Below are 18,313 nucleotides of genomic sequence, written 5' to 3'. Positions count from 1 at the left end.
CGGCCCGGTCGGCGGTATGCCGACCGGGCCGCCAGCGTCAGACGTACGGCCGTTTGGCGTACGCCTCGCGGAGCGCTGTCAACCCGGTCGCCTTCGGCGTGAGGGTGCCCCAGCCGGAGTTGAAGTAGTTGGTGCGCACGATCCGTGGCCCACGCTCGGCGTTGAGCTGGGCGATCGCCGCCGGCACTGTGGCGATCCAGGCGGCCTGGTTCGGGATTTCGGCCACCCGCACCCCCCACTCAGCGATGATCACCGGCCGGGACAGCGCCACCGGGCCAAGATCCGCCACCGCCCAGTCCTTGGTGCGACGAAACCGGGCCAGCGCGGTGTGGCTGGCGTTTGTGGCGTACGCGTTCCACTGGAGATAGTCGAGGCGGGACATCAGCGACTCCGGGTGGGTGCGCTGGAAGCAGGCCCTGTCGAAGCCGCCCAGCCCCACCGAGAAGGTCGTGCCGGCCGGCAGCGTCCGCGCCGTGAACCACGTCAGGATGTAGTTCATCGCCTGCACCGCCCGCGCGTCCGACTCGGCCCAGCTGTACGCCTTGCCGTCCTCGGTGGTGCCGAACTCGTGATCGGTGTCCAGTTCCGAAGCGAGTTGGATGTTCACCCCGAAGCCGAGCGCGCGGTACTGCGACAGCGCGCGGGCCAGCAACCCGTCGCAGTGCCCCTTGATCACCTGGCCGTACCCGTACGCCTTCGGCCAGGTCGTGCCGGGTCGCTGCTGGATGGTCATCGTCGGTTCCGGCACTGTGTAGTTGGTGCCGTCCACGGCGAAGCTCTGCGCGCCCTGGCTCGAAGCGCCGTAGTGCTTCAACTCCAGCACCATGTTCATCTGCACCCCGGCCTTGCCCAGGTTGACAAGCCAGGGCCGGTTGTAGCCGGGGAAGATGTAGCCGTCGGCGAGGCTGCGGTACTGGGTGAGTGACCGGAAGTTGCCGCCGGCCATGTCGGCTGTCGGATCGGCGCCGCCGGAGAGGTAGTAGCCGCCGAGCACGGGTTGGCCCAGGCTGTAGTCGGCGGCGGCCGTCGCGGTGTTGCCGGCGGTGTCGCGGACCTGGACGGTGACCCGGGGCATCACGCCACCGACCGATACACGGCCACGGAGCCGTTGTCGGAAACCCGGGTCCAGGTACGTCCGGAGTTGTCGGTGACGGTCACGACGAGCGGGTCGATGACCGCGGTGACCTTGACCGGCGCGCTGCTGTTGCCCTGCGCGTCGGTGACCACGATGGTGACGGTCAGCGGTTTGGTGTCGGCGTCCGAGTAGGTCACGGTCAGCAGCATCTGTTCACCCGGCGTGAAGACGGATGCGTTCAAGGCTGCGGTCACGGTGGGAGCGGCCATGTCGGGCCCTTTCTGGCTCGGTCGCCAGGGCTCGGCGCGCGGTCGAGCGACGCCGGACCCCGGCGGGGTCCACAGTGCGAAAGGCCGGCGGGGCACGGGGACGGCGGACACGGCCGGCGGACGGCGTTGCCGGACAGCCGACGGTGCTGACGTCCTTGTCCCGGTGGGCGAAGGCACCGCTGCGGGCGCCCGCAGGGGTGTCGGTGGCAGCCTCGGCCTGTCGTACGCGCGATCGGAGCGGCAGCTGTGCCGTGACCGTCGCGGTTTCGAGGTCGGGCTGGGTGAGGGCGGCACCGGTGCGGACGATGTTGTCCCCGCCGGGCCGGAGGATCGGGATGTGGCCCGCCACCCGTCTACCTCCACCTGCCCCAAGGGTGCTCTACCAGGGGCTTTACCGTCTTGTCCGGTTTGCGACAAGGTGCGGCGGCGGGGCTGGGCGGGGCCCGGTGCGACGGCTACTCGGGCGCGCTGCCCCGTACCGCCCAGGCCCGCGCGGTGAGCCGGATCGACCCGTCCGGCTCGACCGGTAGCCGGGTGGCAAGCAACTCCCGCAACGCGGCCCGGTCGGATTCGGCAAGCGTCGCGACGTACCCCGGCGCGGACCCCTGACCGCCGAGGAACGGTGTCCAGTAGTCGGCGAAGTCGACGAAGGTCGTCGGCACGTCGACCGGCCGGACCGACACGTCCCGCAACCCCGCCTGCTCCCAGAGCGCGTGCAGCGTGTCGGGCTGGCCCACCGTGGTGCGTCTGCCCTCGTCCCGCTCGATCGACGCCGGGTCGAGCTGTGCGGCGGCGGCCCAGAAGTGCCGCATCATCGCCATCCCCTCGGCGTAGTCCCAGACGTAGGCGGCCACCACCCCGGCCGGCCGGACCACCCGGGCGAACTCCGCCACCGCCCGAGCGGGCTCCGGCACGAAGTTGAGCGTCAGTCCGCTGACCACCACGTCCGCGACCCGATCGGGCAGCGGTAGCGCCCGGGCGTCACCGACCTGGAAGGCCGCCCGGGGGTCGGTGACCCGGGTCCGCGCGACCGCGACGAACCCCTCCGACGGGTCGACGCCGGTCACCCGGGCGGCATTCGTCTGGGTGAGGATCGCCGAGGTCAGCGCGCCGGTGCCGCTGCCCACATCGAGCCAGTTCCGCCCCGGCGGCACTGCCAACCCGCGCAGGAAGTCCGCCGCGACCAGGCGGCTCCACCGACCCACGTACGCCTCGTACGCGTCACCGTTCGCCCACACCGGCTGTGCCATTCCGGCACGATACGACAGGCCGGGCGTCGACCACCGTCAGCGTCGACGCCGCGCCGGGTCGAGGAGCGCGGGCGGGGTGTCGAACTTCTCGTGGGCGGCGAGGTCGACCCCGGGTGCGACGATCGCGTCGATCGCGTCGAGGACCTCGGCGGGGAGCACGGTGTCCGCGGCGGCGAGCTGAGCGTGCAGGTGGTCCATGGTGCGGGGGCCGATGATCGCGCTGGTCACCGCCGGGTGGGCGGTGACGAACCCGAGCGCGAGCTGGATCAGGGTGAGCCCCGCCTGGTCGGCGACGGTGGCCAGTTGTTCGACGGCGTCGAGCCGGGCCTGGTTGGCCGGAACGCTGAGGTCGAAGCGGGCCGGTAGCAGCGCCGAGCGACTGGTGGTGATCTCCCGGCCGGCCCGGACCGCGCCGGACAACCAGCCGGAGGCGAGCGGGCTCCACGCGAGTACGCCGAGCCCGTACTGCTCGGTCACGGGCAGGACGTGGGCCTCGATTCCTCGTTGCAGGATCGAGTAGCTGGGCTGCTCGGTGACGTAACGCCCCAGGTGGTGTTCCCGCGCGGCCCACTCTGCCTGCACCAGCCGGTACGCGGGGAAGGTCGAGGAGCCGAAGTAGCGGATCTTTCCGGCCCGTTGCAGGTCGGTAAGCGCCGACAGGGTCTCCTCGTCGCTGGTGGTCGGGTCCCACCTGTGGATCTGGTAGAGGTCGACGTGGTCGACGCCGAGACGGCGCAGGCTGTTGTCCAGTTCGGTGACGAGCCAGCGGCGCGAGCTGCCGCGCTGATTGCGCTCGTCGCCCATCGGCATGCCGGCCTTCGTGGCCAGCACGATGTCGTCGCGGCGTCCGGCGATGGCCTTGCCGACCATTTCCTCCGATTCGCCCTGGCTGTACATGTCGGCGGTGTCGATCAGGTTGATTCCGGCGTCCAGCGCGGCGTCGACGATCGCCGTCGCCTCGTCCTGGGTGGTGTGCCCCAGCTTGCCGAAGTTCATCGCGCCGAGCGCGAGGGTGCTGACCTGGACGCCGGTGCGCCCCAGGGTGCGGTACTGCATGACTGCTCCTCTACGGAAGGGTGATTGGCACTGGCCCACCCGCTCTGACATCCTGAGTAAGCGGAACCACGTTCCGCCACGAACGATACGGAACACTGTTCCGTTTGCCAAGTGATGGGGGTAACAGCGCGGTGGCCGACATCGACAGCGGATCGGGGCGCTCGGCCCCCCGCAAGCGGGCCGACGCTCGACGCAACGAGGCGACACTGCTGGACGCCGCCGCCGCGGCCTTCGTCACCTCGGGCGTGGACGCGCCCGTACGCGACATCGCCGCCCGGGCCGGCGTCGGTGTGGGCACGTTCTACCGCCACTTCCCGACCCGCGCCGACCTCATCGTGGCCGTCTACCGGCACCAGGTCGAGGCGTGCGCGGAGGCCGGGCCGACCCTGCTGGCCGCCAGCAGCACACCGCACGCCGCCCTCGCTGAGTGGATCAACCTCTTCGTCGACTTCCTGGTCACGAAGCACGGCCTCGCCGAGGCGCTACAGTCCGACAACGCGACCTTCGAGACGCTGCACGCCTACTTCCTGGACCGCCTCGTGCCGGTCTGTGCGCAACTGCTCGACGCCGCTGCCGCGGCGGGCGAGATCCGCTCCGACGTGACCGCCTTCGAGTTGCTGCGCGGCGTCGGCAATCTCTGCATCGGCGCCTGTCAGCCCCGCTACGACGCACGTCGCATGGTCGAACTCCTCGTCGACGGGCTGCGCCGGGACCAGAGCGCCGGGCCGCGATAGCTTGCGGACCATGGCGGACTGGACGATGCGGCCGGCCTCGGTAGCGGATGTCGAGGCGGTGGCCGAGTTGCGGGCGGTGGCGCTGCGGGCCGACCTGGAGCGGCTGGGGCGGTACGACGACAAGCGGGTGCGGCAGCGCCTGCGGGACGGGTTCGCGGCGGCGTACACCTGGGTGGTCGAGGTTGACGGCGCGTTCGCCGGCTGCGTGGCGCTGCGTCCGGACGAGGACGCCCACTGGCTGGAGCACTTCTACCTGGTCCCGCAGCTACAGGGCAGCGGCATCGGCACGGCCGTGCTGCGCGAGCTGCTGGACCGCTGCGACAGTGACGGCACACTGGTCCGGCTGAACGTGTTGCGGGGCAGCCCGGCCCGGCGACTGTACGAGCGGCACGGTTTCACCCTCGACACCGAGGATCCGGTGGATGTGTTCATGGTCCGCACGCCCAGGACGGCAGTCGACGAGAGCACGTCAATGTAACGTTGACGGATGACGTCGGAGCTGGATCGGCTGGCTGAGGTTCGCGCCACCCGGGCCCGGCTGGACGAGCAGGAGCTGGAGATCATCGACCGGGCCCGTCACGACGGCGCGACGTGGGCGCAGATCGCGACGGCGCTCGGCCTGGGCAGCCGGCAGGCCGCCGAGCAGCGTCGACAGCGGCTGGCGGCGGCGCGCTGGTCGCGACGGCAGCACCTCGACCTCCGGTTGCCCCCGCAGATCGCGGCGCTGCGGTCGGCGGTCGCCGACCTTGGCCGGTGGGTCGACGCCGATCGGCGGTGGGACGGGCGATTTCGTCGTGCGGCACTCGTGCGGAGCACTGTGGACGCCGCGCTGGATGCCGCCCCGGGCTCGCTGTACGCGTTGACAGTGCACCTCGCCGCCGATCTCGCCGAAGCGGGCGAGCGCCTGCCCGCGCCCGCGCGAACGGCCGCAACCATGATCGACGCCGCTCTGTCAACGGCGCGTTGACAGAGCCCGGCAGCATTGCCAGCGTTCAACTCAAGACTGAGGATGTGAGTCACCTCGACTCAACTCGGAGCGCTCATGCGTCGCAACGCAAGCCTGTTCGTGGCGATCTCCCTGCTGTCCGGGTTCGGCAGCAGCGCGATGTCCCTGGTCGCCGGCATCTGGATCCTGGACCTCACCGGCTCCACAGGTCTCGCCGCTCTCGCCGGCCTCTGCGTGTACGCCCCGGTGCTCGCCGGCCCGTGGCTGGGCGGCCTGCTCGACCGAGCACCCCGGCGGCCGCTTGTCATCGCCGTCAACCTCATGCTGGCCGCCGCACTGCTGACACTCCTCACGGTGCGGGGGCCGGGGCAGACCTGGCTCATCTTCGCCGTCTCCTGCGCCTACGGCGTCAGCTACGTGCTCATCGACGCCGGCGAGACGGCGCTGCTGCCGTCGGCACTCGCGCCGAGCGAACTCGGCCACGTCAACGGGTGGCGCTCCAGCGCCCAGGAGGGCATGAAACTCGTCGCTCCCCTCGCCGGAGCCGGCCTCTACGCGTGGTGGGGCGGCTCCGCGGTCGCCGTGCTCAGCGCGGCCATGCCGGTAGTGGTCGCCGTCCTGTACGCGGTGCTCCGCCTGAACCGGACGCCCGCCGACCAACCCACCGAACGCGGCGGCGGCCCGCGTACCGGACTGGTGGTCCTGTTCGGACAGCGAGCGACACGCCTGCCGGTCGTGCTCGCCGCGGTGTCCATCGCCATGTCCGGATTCACGACGGCGGGAATCTACGCGGTCGTCGTCACCGAACTGCGGCTGCCGACGACGTTCCTGGGTGTGCTTGCCAGCGCGCAGGGCGCCGGTTCCATCCTCGGTGGCCTGCTCGTCGGCCGGCTCATCGCGGCCCGGGGCGCCGTCGCGGTAGGTGTCGCCGGCACGGCGCTGTTCGCGCTCGGCTGCCTGGCCCGTTGCCTGCCGTGGTGGCCGGCCACTGTCCTCGGGGCGGTGGTGGCCGGCGTCGGCCTGCCCTGGACCCTTGTCGCGGCGGTGACCGCTGTGCAGACGCACACGCCGTCGGCGCTGCTGGGCCGAGTGTGCGCGACGGCCAACACCGCAATGTTCGGGCCTCTCGTCGTGGCGATCCCCCTCGGCTCCGCGGCTGTCCATCTCGGTGCCCGTCCGCCGCTCCTCGCCGCCGTCGTGATCTGTCTGACGGCCGCGGCCACCGCGCTCTACCGTCCGATTCGGCTGGCGGGGGGTCTCATGCGTGGTTAACTATCGAGCCATGCTCAGTCCGGACGAGGTCGAGGTGTTCGAGCGCTCCAGGGGCCGTCTGGAGGCGATCGCCTATCGGCTGCTGGGCTCGGCCAGCGACGCCGAGGACGCCGTCCAGGACACGTTCCTGCGCTGGCAGGCCGCCGACCGGGAGCACGTCGAGACGCCCGAGGCGTGGCTGACGAGGGTGCTCACCAACCTGTGCCTCAACCAGCTCACCTCGGCGCGGGCCCGGCGGGAGACCTATGTGGGCACGTGGCTTCCCGAACCGGTCCTCGCCGGGGACCGGATGCTCGGCCCGGTCGACACCGTCGAGCAGCGCGAATCGGTCTCCATGGCGGTGCTCACCCTGCTGGAGCGGCTGTCGCCCAACGAGCGCGCGGTGTATGTGCTGCGCGAGGCGTTCGGCTACCCGCACGGTGAGATCGCCGAGATCCTCGGCGTCAGCGAGGCGAACTGCCAGCAGATCTACCGGCGTGCCAGGCAGCACGTCACCGGCGAACGGGCTCGCGCGGAGGTCGACGGCGCCGCCGCGCGGAAGATCGTCGCCGAGTTCCTCACGGCCGCCAACAGCGGCCAGGTCCAGCGACTGGTGGAGTTGCTGACCGACGACGCGACAAGCGTCGGCGACGGCGGCGGCAAGATCCCGGCCCGGACCAGGCCGATCGTCGGCGCGCTGGCGGTGGCGAAGTTCCTGCGGGGCCTGTTCCGGCCCAGCGACGTCAAGCGGAACCTGGTCAGCGGCAGCCCGGCCCTCTACGCCGAGGTCGTCAACGGCGGCCCGGCGGTGGTGGTGGTGACCGGCGACCGGGTCGTCGGCGTCATGTGCCTGGAGGTGACACCCGACGGTGTCGCGGCCATCCGCGTCCAGGTCAACCCCGACAAGCTCGAACGCGCCACGCGCCAGTGGTCCACCGCCGAGCACGGAGAACCGCTCCTGCACGTCTGGTGACCCAGGTCATAGCCGCCTCCTGTCAGCAATCGCGTCGCCGTCCGGTTCAGGAAGCGACAACCACCGAGACAGGAGTGCCGCCATGAAGCACCGCATCGTCGTCCTCGGAGCCGGATACGCCGGGGCGGTCGCCGCCGGGCGCCTCGCCCGGCGACTGCACCCCGACGACATCGAGATCACCGTCGTCAACGCCGACACCGACTTCGTCGAGCGGGTCCGCATGCACCAGCTCGCCACCGGCCAGGACCTCAAGCACCACGAGCTGAGCAAGGTGTACGCGGGCAGCGGCGTGCGGGTGCGACAGGCCCGGGTCACCGCCGTCGACGTGGACCGCAGGACCGTCGCGCTGACCGACGGGCGCGACGCCGACGAGATCGCCTACGACACCCTCGTCTACGCCCTCGGCAGCGCCGCCGCCGACCACGGCGTGCCCGGTGTCGCCGAGCACGCGTACGACATCTCCGGCCGACCGTCGGCGTTGCGGTTGCGCGACCGGCTGGCCCAGCTCCCGGCCGGCGCGACAGTACTCGTCGTCGGCGGCGGCCTCACCGGCCTCGAAGCGGTCACCGAGATCGCGGAGGCCCGGCCGGACCTCGACGTCGCGCTGGCCACCCGGGGTGCTCTCGGCGACTGGCTCACCGCACAGGCGCAGCGGCACCTGCGTGGGGTCTGCGCCCGGCTCGGCATCACCGTCCACGAGCACACCGACGTCGCCCGGGTCGACGCCACCGGCGTGGTCACCGGCGACGGCCGGGTGCTCCCGGCCCAGGTGACCGTCTGGACGGCCGGTTTCGCCGTCCACCCCATCGCCGCCGCCACGACCCTGACGGTCGCGGGCACCGGGCAGATCGTCGTGGACGCCACGATGCGGTCGGTCTCCCACCCCGACGTGTACGCGGTCGGCGACGCCGCGCTCGCCGACGGGCCGGGCGGCAAACCGCTGCGGATGTCCTGCGCCTCGGGAATTCCGATGGCCTGGCAGGCCGCCGACGCCATCGCCATCCGGTTGACCGGTCGGACGAAGATCCCGAAGGCCCCGCTGCGCTACTACAACCAGTGCATCAGCCTCGGTCGCCGCGACGGCCTCATCCAGTACGTGACCGCCGACGACCAGGCCAAGCGCGCCCTGCTCAAGGGTGCTCTGGCGGCCCGCTACAAGGAGGTCGTCTGCGCGGGCGCGGCCTGGAGCATCGCCCACCCGATCCCGTACCCGGTGCGCCGCCACCGCATCCTCGCGACCCGCGCGGAGAGCCTCGCGGCCACGCCGTGACTCACCGGACGGCCGGTGACGTCGGTGCTGGGCGGCCCACCGCCGGGCCCGACCCCGCACAACCGGGTTCCAGCGAGGTCGCTCATGGGGTCCTACCTCCGCTGCGTGGGCCGGGTGGGAGCCGGTCGCGCGTACTCGATGGTGGCCGCGACACGGTCGGCGGTGGCCGCGGCGCTCGCCACCACGCCCACCGCCTACCACCACGCCTTCACCCCCTGACCCGCGCGGGCCATCGGGTGGCTAGTCCGGGAAGACAGCGCCGTTGGCGCCGAGGTACGGAGCCGGTTCCATGCGGCCACCCAGCGCGGCAGCCACCGCCTCGGCGGCGGCCAACTTGATGTCGCCGTCGCCGGTGTCGACCGGGGAGTCGCCGATCATCGTCAGTGTCACGCGCATGGCGCGGTCGCGACCCGGTACGTGTGCGAGCGCATAGCGCGCCCCGGCCACCGCCTCCGCGATCAACTCACTGTTGGTCGTCCTGTCGACCACGGCATGCGGTCCGTACCGCTCGCGCAACCAGTCGAACGCACCGGGAGAGACGACCACCTGATCCTGCTCGGCAGGCTCGGCGACCGCGGCGACCTCGGCGAGGTGCGCCAGTCCGGCGACTATCTTACGGAGCTTGAAGCGGGCCTCCACCGCACCAACCTACGCAGTGCGCGGTGTCCCCGCGACCTCGACGGCAGTCACCCGAGCAGGCCGCGTCTGGTCAGATGGGCACGCAGCGTCTCGGCGTCCTCGGCGGACATCAGGTGGCGGGGGATGACTGTCGCCGGCATCCGCCCGACGTACACGATCCAGAACTCGGGGGTCTCCTTGACCTGGGCGACCCCGTCCCAGGCGATGCCGCTGGTCTGCGAGCCGCTGCTCATCATGATGTTGTCGTCGGTGATGTCGTAGGAGCCCTCGACCGCGTAGCCGCTGGAGCGACGTCGGGCCCGCCACCGCACCCACGGCGAATACAGCATCGACAGCAGCCCGGCCACCACCACTGCCACCCACAGCGGCGCGAGCTGGTCGGCCCGGTCGGACCCGCGCGAGAGGACGAGACCGACCACCCCCACCGCCGCCAGCACCGCGCCGATGTAGCCGTACCTGCGCAGGCGGACCCGGCTGAGCGCGGCGGCCACCCGGCCCGGGTAGGCGGGGTCGGCGGGAATGTCGAAACGGATGTGCACGCCAGAACCATAGTGCCCGGCTAACCTGTCCGGATGCCTGATCTTCGCTTCGAGTCGGTGCGGCCGGACAGCGACGACGGCGTCTGTTCCGACTGGCAGTACGTCCACAACCTGATCATCCCGACCAGCCCGCTCTCGGTCGGCGAGATCCGCGCCCGTGCCGACCGCAACCGCCTGACCGTCACCTATCACTGCGACACGCTCGTGGGCTGCTCGACGGTTCGGCCGCCGATGGACGACCAGGCGACGGCGACGGTGATCGTCCGCGTGCTGCCGGAACATCGCCGTCGGGGTTTCGGTGGGCGACTGTACGACGAGGCGCTCGCCGCGGCCTACGAGGTCGGCGCCCGGGTCATCGAGACCGTTGTCCTGGCCACCAACCAGGACGGGCTGCGGTTCGCCGAACGGCACGGTTATGTCGAGATCGACAGGTACCTGCTCGACGGTGACACGATCCCGTTCGTCGACCTCCGGTTGGCCGAGTCCACCGGCTGATCTCGTCGCTTATATCGGAGCCTGCCGATACCATTGGCGCTCAGCCATCGATTCTCGATCGCGCGCCGCGTGCTGTCGACGGCACGCCTCGCCGACCTACCGACGGGGAGATCATGATGAGCCGCGCCCCCACCCGTCTGACGATCTGGTCACGCGCCATACCCGCGGCCATCGCGCTCGGCGCGCTTGTCGCCGCCACGTTCACCGCGCCCGCATCGGGCGCCACGGCCGCGGTCACCGACCGCAGCCCGGTCAACCCGGTGGTCACCTGGGACCTCAACGCCCAGACGGCGATCTGGGACGTCGCGGCTCAGCAACCCAACGAGCAGGTGCGCAGCTTCGCGATGGTGAGCGGAGCCGTCTACGACGCGCTCAACGCGATCGCCGGGACCCCGTACCAGCCGTATCTCGTCGCACCGCCGTCGAGCGGGACGGAGTCGGCGGACGCCGCCGTCGCCACCGCCGCCCACGACGTGCTGGCCGCTCTCTTCCCCGCCCAGCGGGAGCGGCTCCGGGCACAGTACGACGCGGCGATCGCCACGATTCCCGACGGGCTGTCGAAGCAGAGAGGCGTGGCGGTCGGGGCGCGAACGGCGGCCGCGATGGTCGCGGCGCGGCAGGACGACGGCGCGTTCGGGGACCAGCAGTGGCGCACCGGCACGGTGCCCGGCCAGTGGCGACCCACACCGCCGCTGTTCCTGTCGCAGGGCGCCTGGACCGGGCGGATGCGACCGTTCCTCCTCCCCCGCGCGTCGACGTTCCGCGCCCCCGAGCCGCCCCGCCTGACCAGCAGCGCCTACGCCCGCGACCTCAACGAGGTGCGGGCAGTCGGCGGTGCGACGAGCACGGTCCGCACCCAGGACCAGACCGAGGCCGCGATCTGGTGGCACGACCGGCGATCCGTCTCCTGGGAGATCAAGCGACAACTCGCCACCACCGGCCGGTTGGACGCCCTGCACACCGCGCGCTTCTTCGCGATGACCGACCTCATCGTTGCCGACTCCGGGGTGGCGTGCTTCAGCCAGAAGGACTTCTGGAGCTACTGGCGTCCGGTCACCGCGATCCAGCTCGCCGACACGGACGGCAACCCGAGGACGGCCGCCGACCCGGGCTGGCAGCCGTTGCTCGGCACGCCCCCCTTCCCGGAGTACCCCTCCGGCCACGCCTGCGGCACCGGCGCGCGGATGTCGCTGTACCGCTACATCTTCGGCCGGGACGACGTCGCGTTCAGCGGATCCAGCGTCGACTCCGGCACGACCCGGCACTTCACCAGCTTCTCGCAGGCGCTCGACGAGCTCATCGGCGCGCGGGTCTGGGGTGGCGTCCACTTCCGTACCGCCGACGTCGAGGGCGCGAAACTCGGTGCGGAGGTCTCCCGCTACGCGGTCCGCCACTACTTCCGACCGCTGCGACAACAGCGGTGAGGCCGGGGTCGCCGTCCGCGAGCGCGCCGATCGCGCGGCCGGCACCCCGTGGCCGTCGGCCGGCTGAGGAATACTGGCCCGCATGGCTGATCTGGGCAAGGCGAAGACCGCGCTGCACCGCCATCTCCGGCTGACCCGCGACAACCTGATCTGGAAGCTCGACGGGCTCAGCGAGCGCGAGGCCAGGTTGCCCCGCACCGCTACCGGCAACAACCTGCTGGGCGTCGTCAAGCACTGCCTCAATGTCGAGGCTGGCTACTTCGGGCTCGCATTCGGGCGCGAGTTCCCGACACCGCAGGAGCTGGTCCCCCTGTCGGCGTTCGACGAGGACCCGCAGGCAGACTGGTACGCCACCGAGGATGAGACGAAGGACGGGCTGATCGACCTGTACCGCCGGGTGGGGGTCTTCGCCGATGAGACGATCGACCAGCTTCCCCTCGACGCGGCGGGGCGGGTGCCCTGGTGGCAGCCGGGCCACCAGGACGCGACGTTGCAGCAGATCCTCATCCACGTGATCGCCGACCTCGCCCGCCACGCCGGTCACGCCGACATCATGCGCGAGCAGCACGACGAGGCGGTCGGTTTGCGGCGGGAGACCGCCGGCCTCCCCGCGGAGTACGACTGGCCGGCGTACGTCAGCAGGCTGACGACGATCGCCGACCGCTTCGCGTAACCGGGGGCAGCCGGGCCCGCTGGTGAGCGGTGTACCGCAGAGTCGTATTCATACCTCTGCGGTAAACCGCTCACCCGCACGTCGACCTGGCGGGGACTCGCCTAGAACCCGCCCCACTTGCGGGCGCCGCACTTCCAGGTCTTCCCGCCGTCGTGCGAGACGCAGACCACGAGGATCTTCCCGAGGAGGGGAAGTCCGAAGGTGAAGATGTGGATCGTCGTCTTCTTCGCGTACGGGACGCCGGACTTCTCGGCGACGTCGGTCAACGCCCACCCGGGGTCCGGTGCGTCAACTGTCGCCACCCGGGGCAGCGAGTCGACGTCCTTGCCGTCGATGAGCATCTCGACCTCGTCCGCCGTGGGCTCACCATCGCCGATCAGCGTGGCCACGCTGTACGGCCCGTTGACGGCCACACCGTTGGCCTTCTCGAAGGCCGCCTTCGCGCCACCCACAGTGGTGTCCCCGGCCAGGTCGACTGTGAAGATCTGGTCGCCGCCCCGACTCGACAGCAGGCACTCCCAGACCGACTTTCCGCTGGCCACGCACATGGTCAGGCACCAGTTCCGGCCGCCGGGCACCGACGAGGCAAAGATCAGTGACGTCGCCGTCCCGCTGTCACCCCTGCCGTCGTACGCGCCGTCGGCGAGGTCGGCCATTGTCGTGCCGAGCAGGTCCCGGCTGCCCGGCATCCTGCCCACGACCTTGACGCCGTCCACCCGCTCACCGGCGACGAGCGCCGCGAGCTGGTCGCCGGTGAGGTTGCGGCCTCCGGCGTCGACGGCCAGCACCGTGTCCAGGTCGCCGACGGGCCGCCCGGTCAGGCTCTCGAACCGTTGGAGCATCGTCCCCGGTGCACCGGGGTGATCGGTGATCGTCGTCCGGGCCTCGTCATCGGCGGCCTGCGACGGGGCGTACGACGCTGTCAGCCCGACGATCAGGGCCGTGGTGATGATCGTGACGCGCCTGGTGATGTCCCGCAGAGCTGTCATCTCTTCCTCGTCTCGAATGCTCGGTGCTTGGGGTCGGGCGGATTACCAGCGGCAGGTGACGATGTCACCCACGTCGTTCGGGGACCCCCAGTCGCAGTGGTCGTCGATCCACTCGCCGACCTCGCCGATCGTGTCCACGATCCAGGCGAACACCGACTTGATCGCGCCCCACAGGCTGAAGTAGACGACAGTTGTCTCGGGGGTGCCGCCGGCCTCGTCGATGACGTCCTTCGTCGACCTGGCGGCGTCCGGCTTCTCGATGATGTCCAGCACCCGTACGCCGGTGGTGTCCTTGCCGGCCAGCAGCGCCTCGATCTGCTCCGGGGTCCGCTGCTTGCCGTCGTCGACCGCCACGATGGCGCGGTCGACGAACACCTCCCGGTTGCCGCTGACGGCGCGGGCGATGCCGGCGATCTCGCCCACCGTGAGGTCGTTGCCGAGCGCCGGACCGGTGAACCGCCGCACCGAGACGGCACCGGCCGGGTTGATCTGGATCGCGTCGGCCGTGATCATGTCGTCCGCGCCGAAGGGCTCCCAGGCGTACGTCCACTGCCCGCCGACGCACCGGAACTGGCCGTACTCCCGGCCCTCGGGCTCGGTCTCGGTGCGGACGGGTCCGCCGCGGTCGTCGACATGCTCGACCACGCAGTCGGTGCGCTTCGTCGGTGGCTTGTCGGTCTGGGCCACGGCCGCGGTGGACATGGTCAGCACCGTCGCGCCGACCACCCCGATCACCGCCAGGCGGCGTGCCATGCGAGTCATCGAACACTCCGTTCCTCGTTCCGGAAACTGGTGTCCGAAGAGTGCCGGGCCGCGCTGAAGCGGCCCGGAAACGGCGCGGAAAGCGCGCTACGTCAGGGGAGCCGACTCTCGTCGAGCTGTGCGAGGTCGGCGCGGACCGAGTCGGCGCCGGCATCGCCGAGCTCGTCGAGGATGGTCAGGGCGCGACGCCACGCGGCACGGGTGGCGTCGAGGTCGGCGAGGGCGCGGTGACTGCCACCCAGGTTGAGGTACGTGCCCGCCTCGGCGTAGCGGTCGTTCACCTGCGTGAAGAGGTCGAGCGCGTGTTCGTAGCAGGCGATCGCGCGCCGGTCGTCGCCGAGCTGGTGATGGGCGTGGCCGAGGCTGTCCCAGGTGTCGGCCTGCCCCTGCACGTCGCCCACCTCCTGCAACATCCGCAGCGCCTCGCCGCACGATCGCAGGGCACTGTGGTGGTTGCCGAGCAGCCCTTCCTGCCAACCGACAGCGTTGAGGGTGTAGCCCTGCCCGGCCCGGTTTCCGGCCCGCCGGAACAGGGTCAACGCCCGCCGGGAATGGTGCAGTGCCTCGTGGTGCTGCCCCCGCCGCTCGGCCAGCTGACCGAGGTTGAGGCAGGTGTGTGCCCGCGCGGCGTCGTCGCCGACCTCGGTGAACAGGTCGAACGCGCGCCGCAGGTGATCGTCGGCCTCGTCGTGGCGGCGCAGCCGGGAGCAGGCGAGACCGAGGCTGCGGTGGGCCTGGCCCTGCCCGCTCTGATCCCCGATCCGGGACGCGGCGGCGAGCGCGATGCGTTGCGTGCCGAGCCAGTCCTGCCAGTGCCCCTGCCGGTGCAGGAAGCCGGCCAGGGTCCAGGCGAGCCGCCAGGCGTGTCCCTCGAACCCGAGCCGCGCCGCGAGTGGTACGGCGGCGAGCAGGACGGGAAGTTCGGCGGTGAACCAGGCCGTGGCGGCCGACCTGCTCCGGGGACTCTCCGGTGTCACGCCGGCCGCTGCCGGCGGGAGGCTGATCTCGCTGAAGTGCGGATGCAGGACGAGGTCTGCGGCGTGTGCGGTGTGCAGGCAGTGGTCGAGCAGCCGGAGCACCGCGGCGCGGCGGTCGGCCGGTGCCTCCGCCTCGTCGGCCAGGCTTGTGGCGTACGCGCGCAGCAGGTCGTGACAGGCGTAGCGCCCGTACGTGTGCTCGGTGAGGAGGTTCGCCCGGGTCAGTTCGGTGAGCAGCGGCCCGATCGACTGGGGGGTACGGCCGGCCAGGCTGGCCACCACCGGGGCGGAGGCGTCCGGGCCCGGGTGCAGGCTCAGCAGCCGGAACAGCCGGATCGCGGCCGGGCTCAGCGGTCGGCACGACCAGGAGAAGACCGCCCGCACGTCGGTGGCCTCGTCACCCCCGTGGAAGGCGTCCAGGTCGTCGAGCTCGTCGGCGATCGCACCAAGCGAGAAGTGCCGGTTGGTGGCGGCTCTGGCCGCGACGACGGCCAGCGCGATGGGTAGCCGCGCGCACCGGTCGGCGATCTGGTCGGCGGCGGCGGGCTCGGCGGCGACCTGGCGCTCCCCCAGCCGGCGGACCAGCATGTCGCGGGCTTCGCCACGGCTGAGCAGGTCGAGGACTATCGGGTGGGCGCTTTCGGTGACGACAAGCGGGGTGAGCCGGTCGCGGCTGGTGACGATGGTGAGGCAGTCCGGTGAGCCGGGCAGCAGTGGCCGGACCTGTTCCGCGTCGCGGGCGTTGTCCAACACGACAAGCAGCCGCCGGCCGGCCACTGTCGTGCGGTACAGGCTCACCATCAGCTCCGGATCGCTCGGCATCCGTGCGGCCGGAACGCCCAGCGCCGCCAGGAACCCGTGCAGCGCTCGCGCCGGTTCGGTAGGGGTGGCGCCCGGGTCGAAGCCGCGCAGGTTGACGTAGAGCTGCCCGTCGGGAAAGCGCTCGGCCGCCCGGTGCGCCCAGTGCACGGCAAGCGCTGTCTTCCGACGCCAGCGGTCCCGGACACCACCACGGCGCCGCCCCGGTCGATGAGCGCGTCGAGGGCGGCCAGCTCCGCCGCGCGCCCGATGAACGTCGGTACGGGGGGCGGCAGCTGCGCCGCCACCGACGTCGGTGCCGGCGCGGCCGGGGCGGGTGCGGCGATCGCGCTGTCCTGGCGCAGGATTGCGCACTCCAGGTCCCGCAGCCGCGGGCTCGGGTCGATGCCGAGGTTGTCCCGGAGGGCGTCGCGCAGTCGCCGGTAGGTGGCGACCGCCTCGCCCTGTCGGCCGTCGCGGTACAGGGCGAGCATCAGCTGCGCGTGCAGGTGCTCGTCGAAGGGGTGCTGCCGGACGAGCCGGGCCAGCCCGGGGATGAGCCGGGCGTGCTCGCCGACGGACAGCCGGGCCTCGGCGAGTGCCCGTTCGGCCTCCAACCGGAGGCGGGCCAGATGTTCGGCCTGCTCCTCGAGCCAGGCGGAGCCGGCCACGTCGGCCAGCGGCGGGCCACGCCAGAGCGCCACAGCGGCCGTCAGGTGCCGCACCCGTTCGTTGCGGTCCGACGACCGACGGGCCAGTTCGAGGAGGTGCTCGGCGGCCCGGACGTCTGTGGACTCCGGCCCGGTGTTGAGCAGGTAACCGGGCGGGCGGGCCACTATCGATCCAGGCTCGCCGAGCACTCCGCGCAGGTAGGAGACGTGGCGCTGCAGCGTGTTGGCCGAGGTGGCCGGCAGGTGTTCCCCCCAGACCACGTCGATGAGTCGGTCGACGCTCACCACCCGACCCACGTGCAGCGCCAACGTCGCGAGTATCGCCCTGCGCCGCAGGCCGTTCACCGCCTGCGGGCTGCCGGCGACGATCACCTCCACCGGCCCGAGCAGGCTGACCCGTACGCCCGCGCCCGCCGTCGACATCACCGGATCAGGCTAGATCCGCAGCTCGGCAAGCTCGATCGGTTCGTCGCGCACTGGACACGGCCGGCGGTCGGGCGGTGTCAGCCGGTGTACTTGCCGTTGCGGGTGTCCCCCTCCGCGCCGTCGTAGTGCACCTTGCGGTAGCGGTGCACCGAACCCTTCTTGACCGCCTGCCAGTGGGCGTACGCCACCTCGTAGTCGTGGTGCTTGTAGTAGTCGCCGAACGACTTGTAGTAGATCCGGTGTCGGGCGTACCCGCCGCAGTTGGCGAGGTAGCTGTAGGAGTACATCTTCATGCCGCCGAAGTCGGACGAGTAGTACGTCTTCGCCGGGTGCCACACGGTGCCCGGATTCGGGTAGCCGGGCAGCTCGGCCCAGTTGTACGAGTTCCAGTACAGGTCCCAACAGGTCATCGTCGCCGCGGTGGACATCGCGCTCGACGTCGGCACGGCCAGATCGTCGGCGACGACCACCGACGCCACGATGGTCCGGTAGGCCAGCTCCGGCGGGGTGGGCGTGCCGGCCGGCGGCTCCGACAGCAGCACCCGCGGCACCGGCACGGACCGGGGCGTGATGCTCAGGTACGTCTGCAACATGCTCTGCTTGTCGTCGTACGCCAGGGGCGCGTTGCGGCCCATCTCGCCGTCCTGACGAAGACCCCAGTCGCCGGACAACTCGTCGCGGGAGAACACCACCCGCACCCCGTTGCGGTAGCCCAGCCGCGCCAGCTCGACGTCGCGGTCCACCGGCTCGTCGGCGTACACCCCCGGGCCTGACCCAGCGGCGGCGCTCACCGGCGCGGCATTCCCCGCGGTAAGCGTCGGCAGGACGACAAGCACCGCAAGCAGTGCCCGTCCCGACAGCAATTTCACCATCACCACTCCTCATCGATCGGTCGCGAGGCCCGGACCCGGACTGGCCGCCCTCTGCGTGTCTTCCCGGGACATCCTTCGAGGCGGGGTTCAGAGCGCCGTCAAGGTGGCGTCAAATACGCCGGGTTCCGGTGTCGTAACGGCGACGCTCGCGTACGCCCGGCCACCCGCACGGCGCCCAATGAAACCGGGACCAGCGTCGACCGGAAGGCATCCGATGAACGCCA

General features: G+C 71.4%; 21 protein-coding genes. 10 read left to right on the top strand and 11 right to left on the bottom strand.

What is annotated here, in order from left to right; all coding sequences use genetic code 11:
- Positions 1-37 precede the first annotated feature (37 nt).
- From AB0B86_RS12590 to AB0B86_RS12575, 4 genes are all read right to left on the bottom strand, one after another.
- Positions 38-1,075, bottom strand: coding sequence for a hypothetical protein (locus AB0B86_RS12590; protein WP_357417823.1), 1,038 nt, complete (start codon positions 1,073-1,075; stop codon positions 38-40).
- On the bottom strand, positions 1,075-1,344 hold the full coding sequence (locus tag AB0B86_RS12585; protein WP_357405788.1) for a hypothetical protein: 270 nt from the start codon (positions 1,342-1,344) through the stop codon (positions 1,075-1,077). The genes AB0B86_RS12590 and AB0B86_RS12585 overlap by 1 nt, the downstream gene beginning before the upstream one ends.
- Positions 1,345-1,799: 455 nt before the next feature.
- On the bottom strand, positions 1,800-2,594 hold the full coding sequence (locus AB0B86_RS12580) for a class I SAM-dependent methyltransferase (RefSeq protein ID WP_357405786.1): 795 nt from the start codon (positions 2,592-2,594) through the stop codon (positions 1,800-1,802).
- 36 nt (positions 2,595-2,630) lie between these two features.
- Positions 2,631-3,650 (bottom strand): aldo/keto reductase, encoded by a 1,020-nt coding sequence (locus AB0B86_RS12575; RefSeq protein WP_357405784.1) that lies wholly within the window; start codon positions 3,648-3,650, stop codon positions 2,631-2,633.
- A gap of 131 nt (positions 3,651-3,781) precedes the next feature.
- Between AB0B86_RS12575 and AB0B86_RS12570 the strand changes: the two genes are divergently transcribed.
- The 7 genes from AB0B86_RS12570 (at position 3,782) to AB0B86_RS12540 (ending at position 9,043) form a co-directional block, all read left to right on the top strand.
- Complete coding sequence (locus AB0B86_RS12570; protein ID WP_357406058.1) at positions 3,782-4,384, top strand: TetR/AcrR family transcriptional regulator; 603 nt, start codon at positions 3,782-3,784, stop codon at positions 4,382-4,384.
- Positions 4,385-4,394: 10 nt separating this feature from the next.
- Positions 4,395-4,862 (top strand): GNAT family N-acetyltransferase, encoded by a 468-nt coding sequence (locus tag AB0B86_RS12565; protein ID WP_357417820.1) that lies wholly within the window; start codon positions 4,395-4,397, stop codon positions 4,860-4,862.
- A gap of 9 nt (positions 4,863-4,871) precedes the next feature.
- On the top strand, positions 4,872-5,351 hold the full coding sequence (locus AB0B86_RS12560) for a hypothetical protein (RefSeq protein WP_357417818.1): 480 nt from the start codon (positions 4,872-4,874) through the stop codon (positions 5,349-5,351).
- A gap of 75 nt (positions 5,352-5,426) precedes the next feature.
- Entirely contained in the window at positions 5,427-6,602 is a 1,176-nt protein-coding gene (locus AB0B86_RS12555; RefSeq protein ID WP_357405779.1) for an MFS transporter, read from the top strand.
- Positions 6,603-6,612: 10 nt separating this feature from the next.
- A complete protein-coding gene (locus tag AB0B86_RS12550; RefSeq protein WP_357405777.1) occupies positions 6,613-7,554 on the top strand; it encodes an RNA polymerase sigma-70 factor in 942 nt (313 codons plus the stop codon).
- A gap of 82 nt (positions 7,555-7,636) precedes the next feature.
- Positions 7,637-8,824: an FAD-dependent oxidoreductase gene (locus AB0B86_RS12545; RefSeq protein WP_357417815.1), complete on the top strand. Its 1,188-nt coding sequence runs from the start codon at positions 7,637-7,639 to the stop codon at positions 8,822-8,824.
- An 84-nt stretch (positions 8,825-8,908) separates the two neighbouring features.
- Positions 8,909-9,043, top strand: coding sequence for a hypothetical protein (locus AB0B86_RS12540; RefSeq protein ID WP_357417814.1), 135 nt, complete (start codon positions 8,909-8,911; stop codon positions 9,041-9,043).
- Between the two features lie 21 nt (positions 9,044-9,064).
- On the opposite strand, the gene AB0B86_RS12535 is transcribed toward AB0B86_RS12540, so the two are convergent.
- Both AB0B86_RS12535 and AB0B86_RS12530 read right to left on the bottom strand, forming a co-directional pair.
- On the bottom strand, positions 9,065-9,463 hold the full coding sequence (locus tag AB0B86_RS12535) for a hypothetical protein (protein ID WP_357417812.1): 399 nt from the start codon (positions 9,461-9,463) through the stop codon (positions 9,065-9,067).
- Positions 9,464-9,510: 47 nt separating this feature from the next.
- Entirely contained in the window at positions 9,511-10,002 is a 492-nt protein-coding gene (locus tag AB0B86_RS12530) for a YcxB family protein (RefSeq protein ID WP_357405769.1), read from the bottom strand.
- A gap of 33 nt (positions 10,003-10,035) precedes the next feature.
- On the opposite strand from AB0B86_RS12530, the gene AB0B86_RS12525 reads away from it, so the two are divergent.
- From AB0B86_RS12525 to AB0B86_RS12515, 3 genes are all read left to right on the top strand, one after another.
- Complete coding sequence (locus AB0B86_RS12525) at positions 10,036-10,497, top strand: GNAT family N-acetyltransferase (RefSeq protein WP_357405767.1); 462 nt, start codon at positions 10,036-10,038, stop codon at positions 10,495-10,497.
- A 116-nt stretch (positions 10,498-10,613) separates the two neighbouring features.
- A complete protein-coding gene (locus tag AB0B86_RS12520) occupies positions 10,614-11,921 on the top strand; it encodes a vanadium-dependent haloperoxidase (RefSeq protein WP_357405765.1) in 1,308 nt (435 codons plus the stop codon).
- Between the two features lie 82 nt (positions 11,922-12,003).
- The gene (locus tag AB0B86_RS12515; protein ID WP_357405763.1) at positions 12,004-12,594 is read left to right on the top strand and encodes a DinB family protein; all 591 of its coding nucleotides are present in this window, start codon (positions 12,004-12,006) and stop codon (positions 12,592-12,594) included.
- A 101-nt stretch (positions 12,595-12,695) separates the two neighbouring features.
- Here AB0B86_RS12515 and AB0B86_RS12510 read toward each other — a convergent pair whose 3' ends face one another.
- The 5 genes from AB0B86_RS12510 to AB0B86_RS12490 form a co-directional block, all read right to left on the bottom strand.
- Positions 12,696-13,583 carry a hypothetical protein gene (locus tag AB0B86_RS12510; RefSeq protein WP_357417808.1) on the bottom strand — a complete coding sequence of 296 codons (888 nt, stop codon included), beginning with the start codon at positions 13,581-13,583 and terminating at the stop codon, positions 12,696-12,698.
- Positions 13,584-13,625: 42 nt separating this feature from the next.
- On the bottom strand, positions 13,626-14,345 hold the full coding sequence (locus AB0B86_RS12505; RefSeq protein ID WP_357405759.1) for a hypothetical protein: 720 nt from the start codon (positions 14,343-14,345) through the stop codon (positions 13,626-13,628).
- 92 nt (positions 14,346-14,437) lie between these two features.
- Positions 14,438-15,910 (bottom strand): tetratricopeptide repeat protein, encoded by a 1,473-nt coding sequence (locus AB0B86_RS12500; protein ID WP_357417942.1) that lies wholly within the window; start codon positions 15,908-15,910, stop codon positions 14,438-14,440.
- Positions 15,911-16,122: 212 nt separating this feature from the next.
- Positions 16,123-17,214 (bottom strand): AfsR/SARP family transcriptional regulator, encoded by a 1,092-nt coding sequence (locus AB0B86_RS12495; RefSeq protein ID WP_357417939.1) that lies wholly within the window; start codon positions 17,212-17,214, stop codon positions 16,123-16,125.
- A gap of 80 nt (positions 17,215-17,294) precedes the next feature.
- Complete coding sequence (locus AB0B86_RS12490; RefSeq protein ID WP_357417807.1) at positions 17,295-18,089, bottom strand: hypothetical protein; 795 nt, start codon at positions 18,087-18,089, stop codon at positions 17,295-17,297.
- Positions 18,090-18,313 lie beyond the last annotated feature (224 nt).

This window comes from Micromonospora sp. NPDC049047, from assembly GCF_040649135.1.
GTDB lineage: Bacteria > Actinomycetota > Actinomycetes > Mycobacteriales > Micromonosporaceae > Micromonospora.
This window is presented reverse-complemented; position numbering and strand designations above follow the sequence as displayed.

Coding starts and splice junctions, on each gene's coding strand:
- AB0B86_RS12590 (WP_357417823.1), bottom strand. CDS start 1,075: ATGCCCCGGGTCACCGTCCAGGTCCGCGACACCGCCGGCAACACCGCG.
- AB0B86_RS12585 (WP_357405788.1), bottom strand. CDS start 1,344: ATGGCCGCTCCCACCGTGACCGCAGCCTTGAACGCATCCGTCTTCACG.
- AB0B86_RS12580 (WP_357405786.1), bottom strand. CDS start 2,594: ATGGCACAGCCGGTGTGGGCGAACGGTGACGCGTACGAGGCGTACGTG.
- AB0B86_RS12575 (WP_357405784.1), bottom strand. CDS start 3,650: ATGCAGTACCGCACCCTGGGGCGCACCGGCGTCCAGGTCAGCACCCTC.
- AB0B86_RS12565 (WP_357417820.1), top strand. CDS start 4,395: ATGGCGGACTGGACGATGCGGCCGGCCTCGGTAGCGGATGTCGAGGCG.
- AB0B86_RS12560 (WP_357417818.1), top strand. CDS start 4,872: ATGACGTCGGAGCTGGATCGGCTGGCTGAGGTTCGCGCCACCCGGGCC.
- AB0B86_RS12555 (WP_357405779.1), top strand. CDS start 5,427: ATGCGTCGCAACGCAAGCCTGTTCGTGGCGATCTCCCTGCTGTCCGGG.
- AB0B86_RS12550 (WP_357405777.1), top strand. CDS start 6,613: ATGCTCAGTCCGGACGAGGTCGAGGTGTTCGAGCGCTCCAGGGGCCGT.
- AB0B86_RS12545 (WP_357417815.1), top strand. CDS start 7,637: ATGAAGCACCGCATCGTCGTCCTCGGAGCCGGATACGCCGGGGCGGTC.
- AB0B86_RS12540 (WP_357417814.1), top strand. CDS start 8,909: ATGGGGTCCTACCTCCGCTGCGTGGGCCGGGTGGGAGCCGGTCGCGCG.
- AB0B86_RS12525 (WP_357405767.1), top strand. CDS start 10,036: ATGCCTGATCTTCGCTTCGAGTCGGTGCGGCCGGACAGCGACGACGGC.
- AB0B86_RS12520 (WP_357405765.1), top strand. CDS start 10,614: ATGAGCCGCGCCCCCACCCGTCTGACGATCTGGTCACGCGCCATACCC.
- AB0B86_RS12515 (WP_357405763.1), top strand. CDS start 12,004: ATGGCTGATCTGGGCAAGGCGAAGACCGCGCTGCACCGCCATCTCCGG.
- AB0B86_RS12510 (WP_357417808.1), bottom strand. CDS start 13,583: ATGACAGCTCTGCGGGACATCACCAGGCGCGTCACGATCATCACCACG.
- AB0B86_RS12505 (WP_357405759.1), bottom strand. CDS start 14,345: ATGACTCGCATGGCACGCCGCCTGGCGGTGATCGGGGTGGTCGGCGCG.
- AB0B86_RS12500 (WP_357417942.1), bottom strand. CDS start 15,910: ATGCTGGTCCGCCGGCTGGGGGAGCGCCAGGTCGCCGCCGAGCCCGCC.
- AB0B86_RS12495 (WP_357417939.1), bottom strand. CDS start 17,214: ATGTCGACGGCGGGCGCGGGCGTACGGGTCAGCCTGCTCGGGCCGGTG.
- AB0B86_RS12490 (WP_357417807.1), bottom strand. CDS start 18,089: ATGGTGAAATTGCTGTCGGGACGGGCACTGCTTGCGGTGCTTGTCGTC.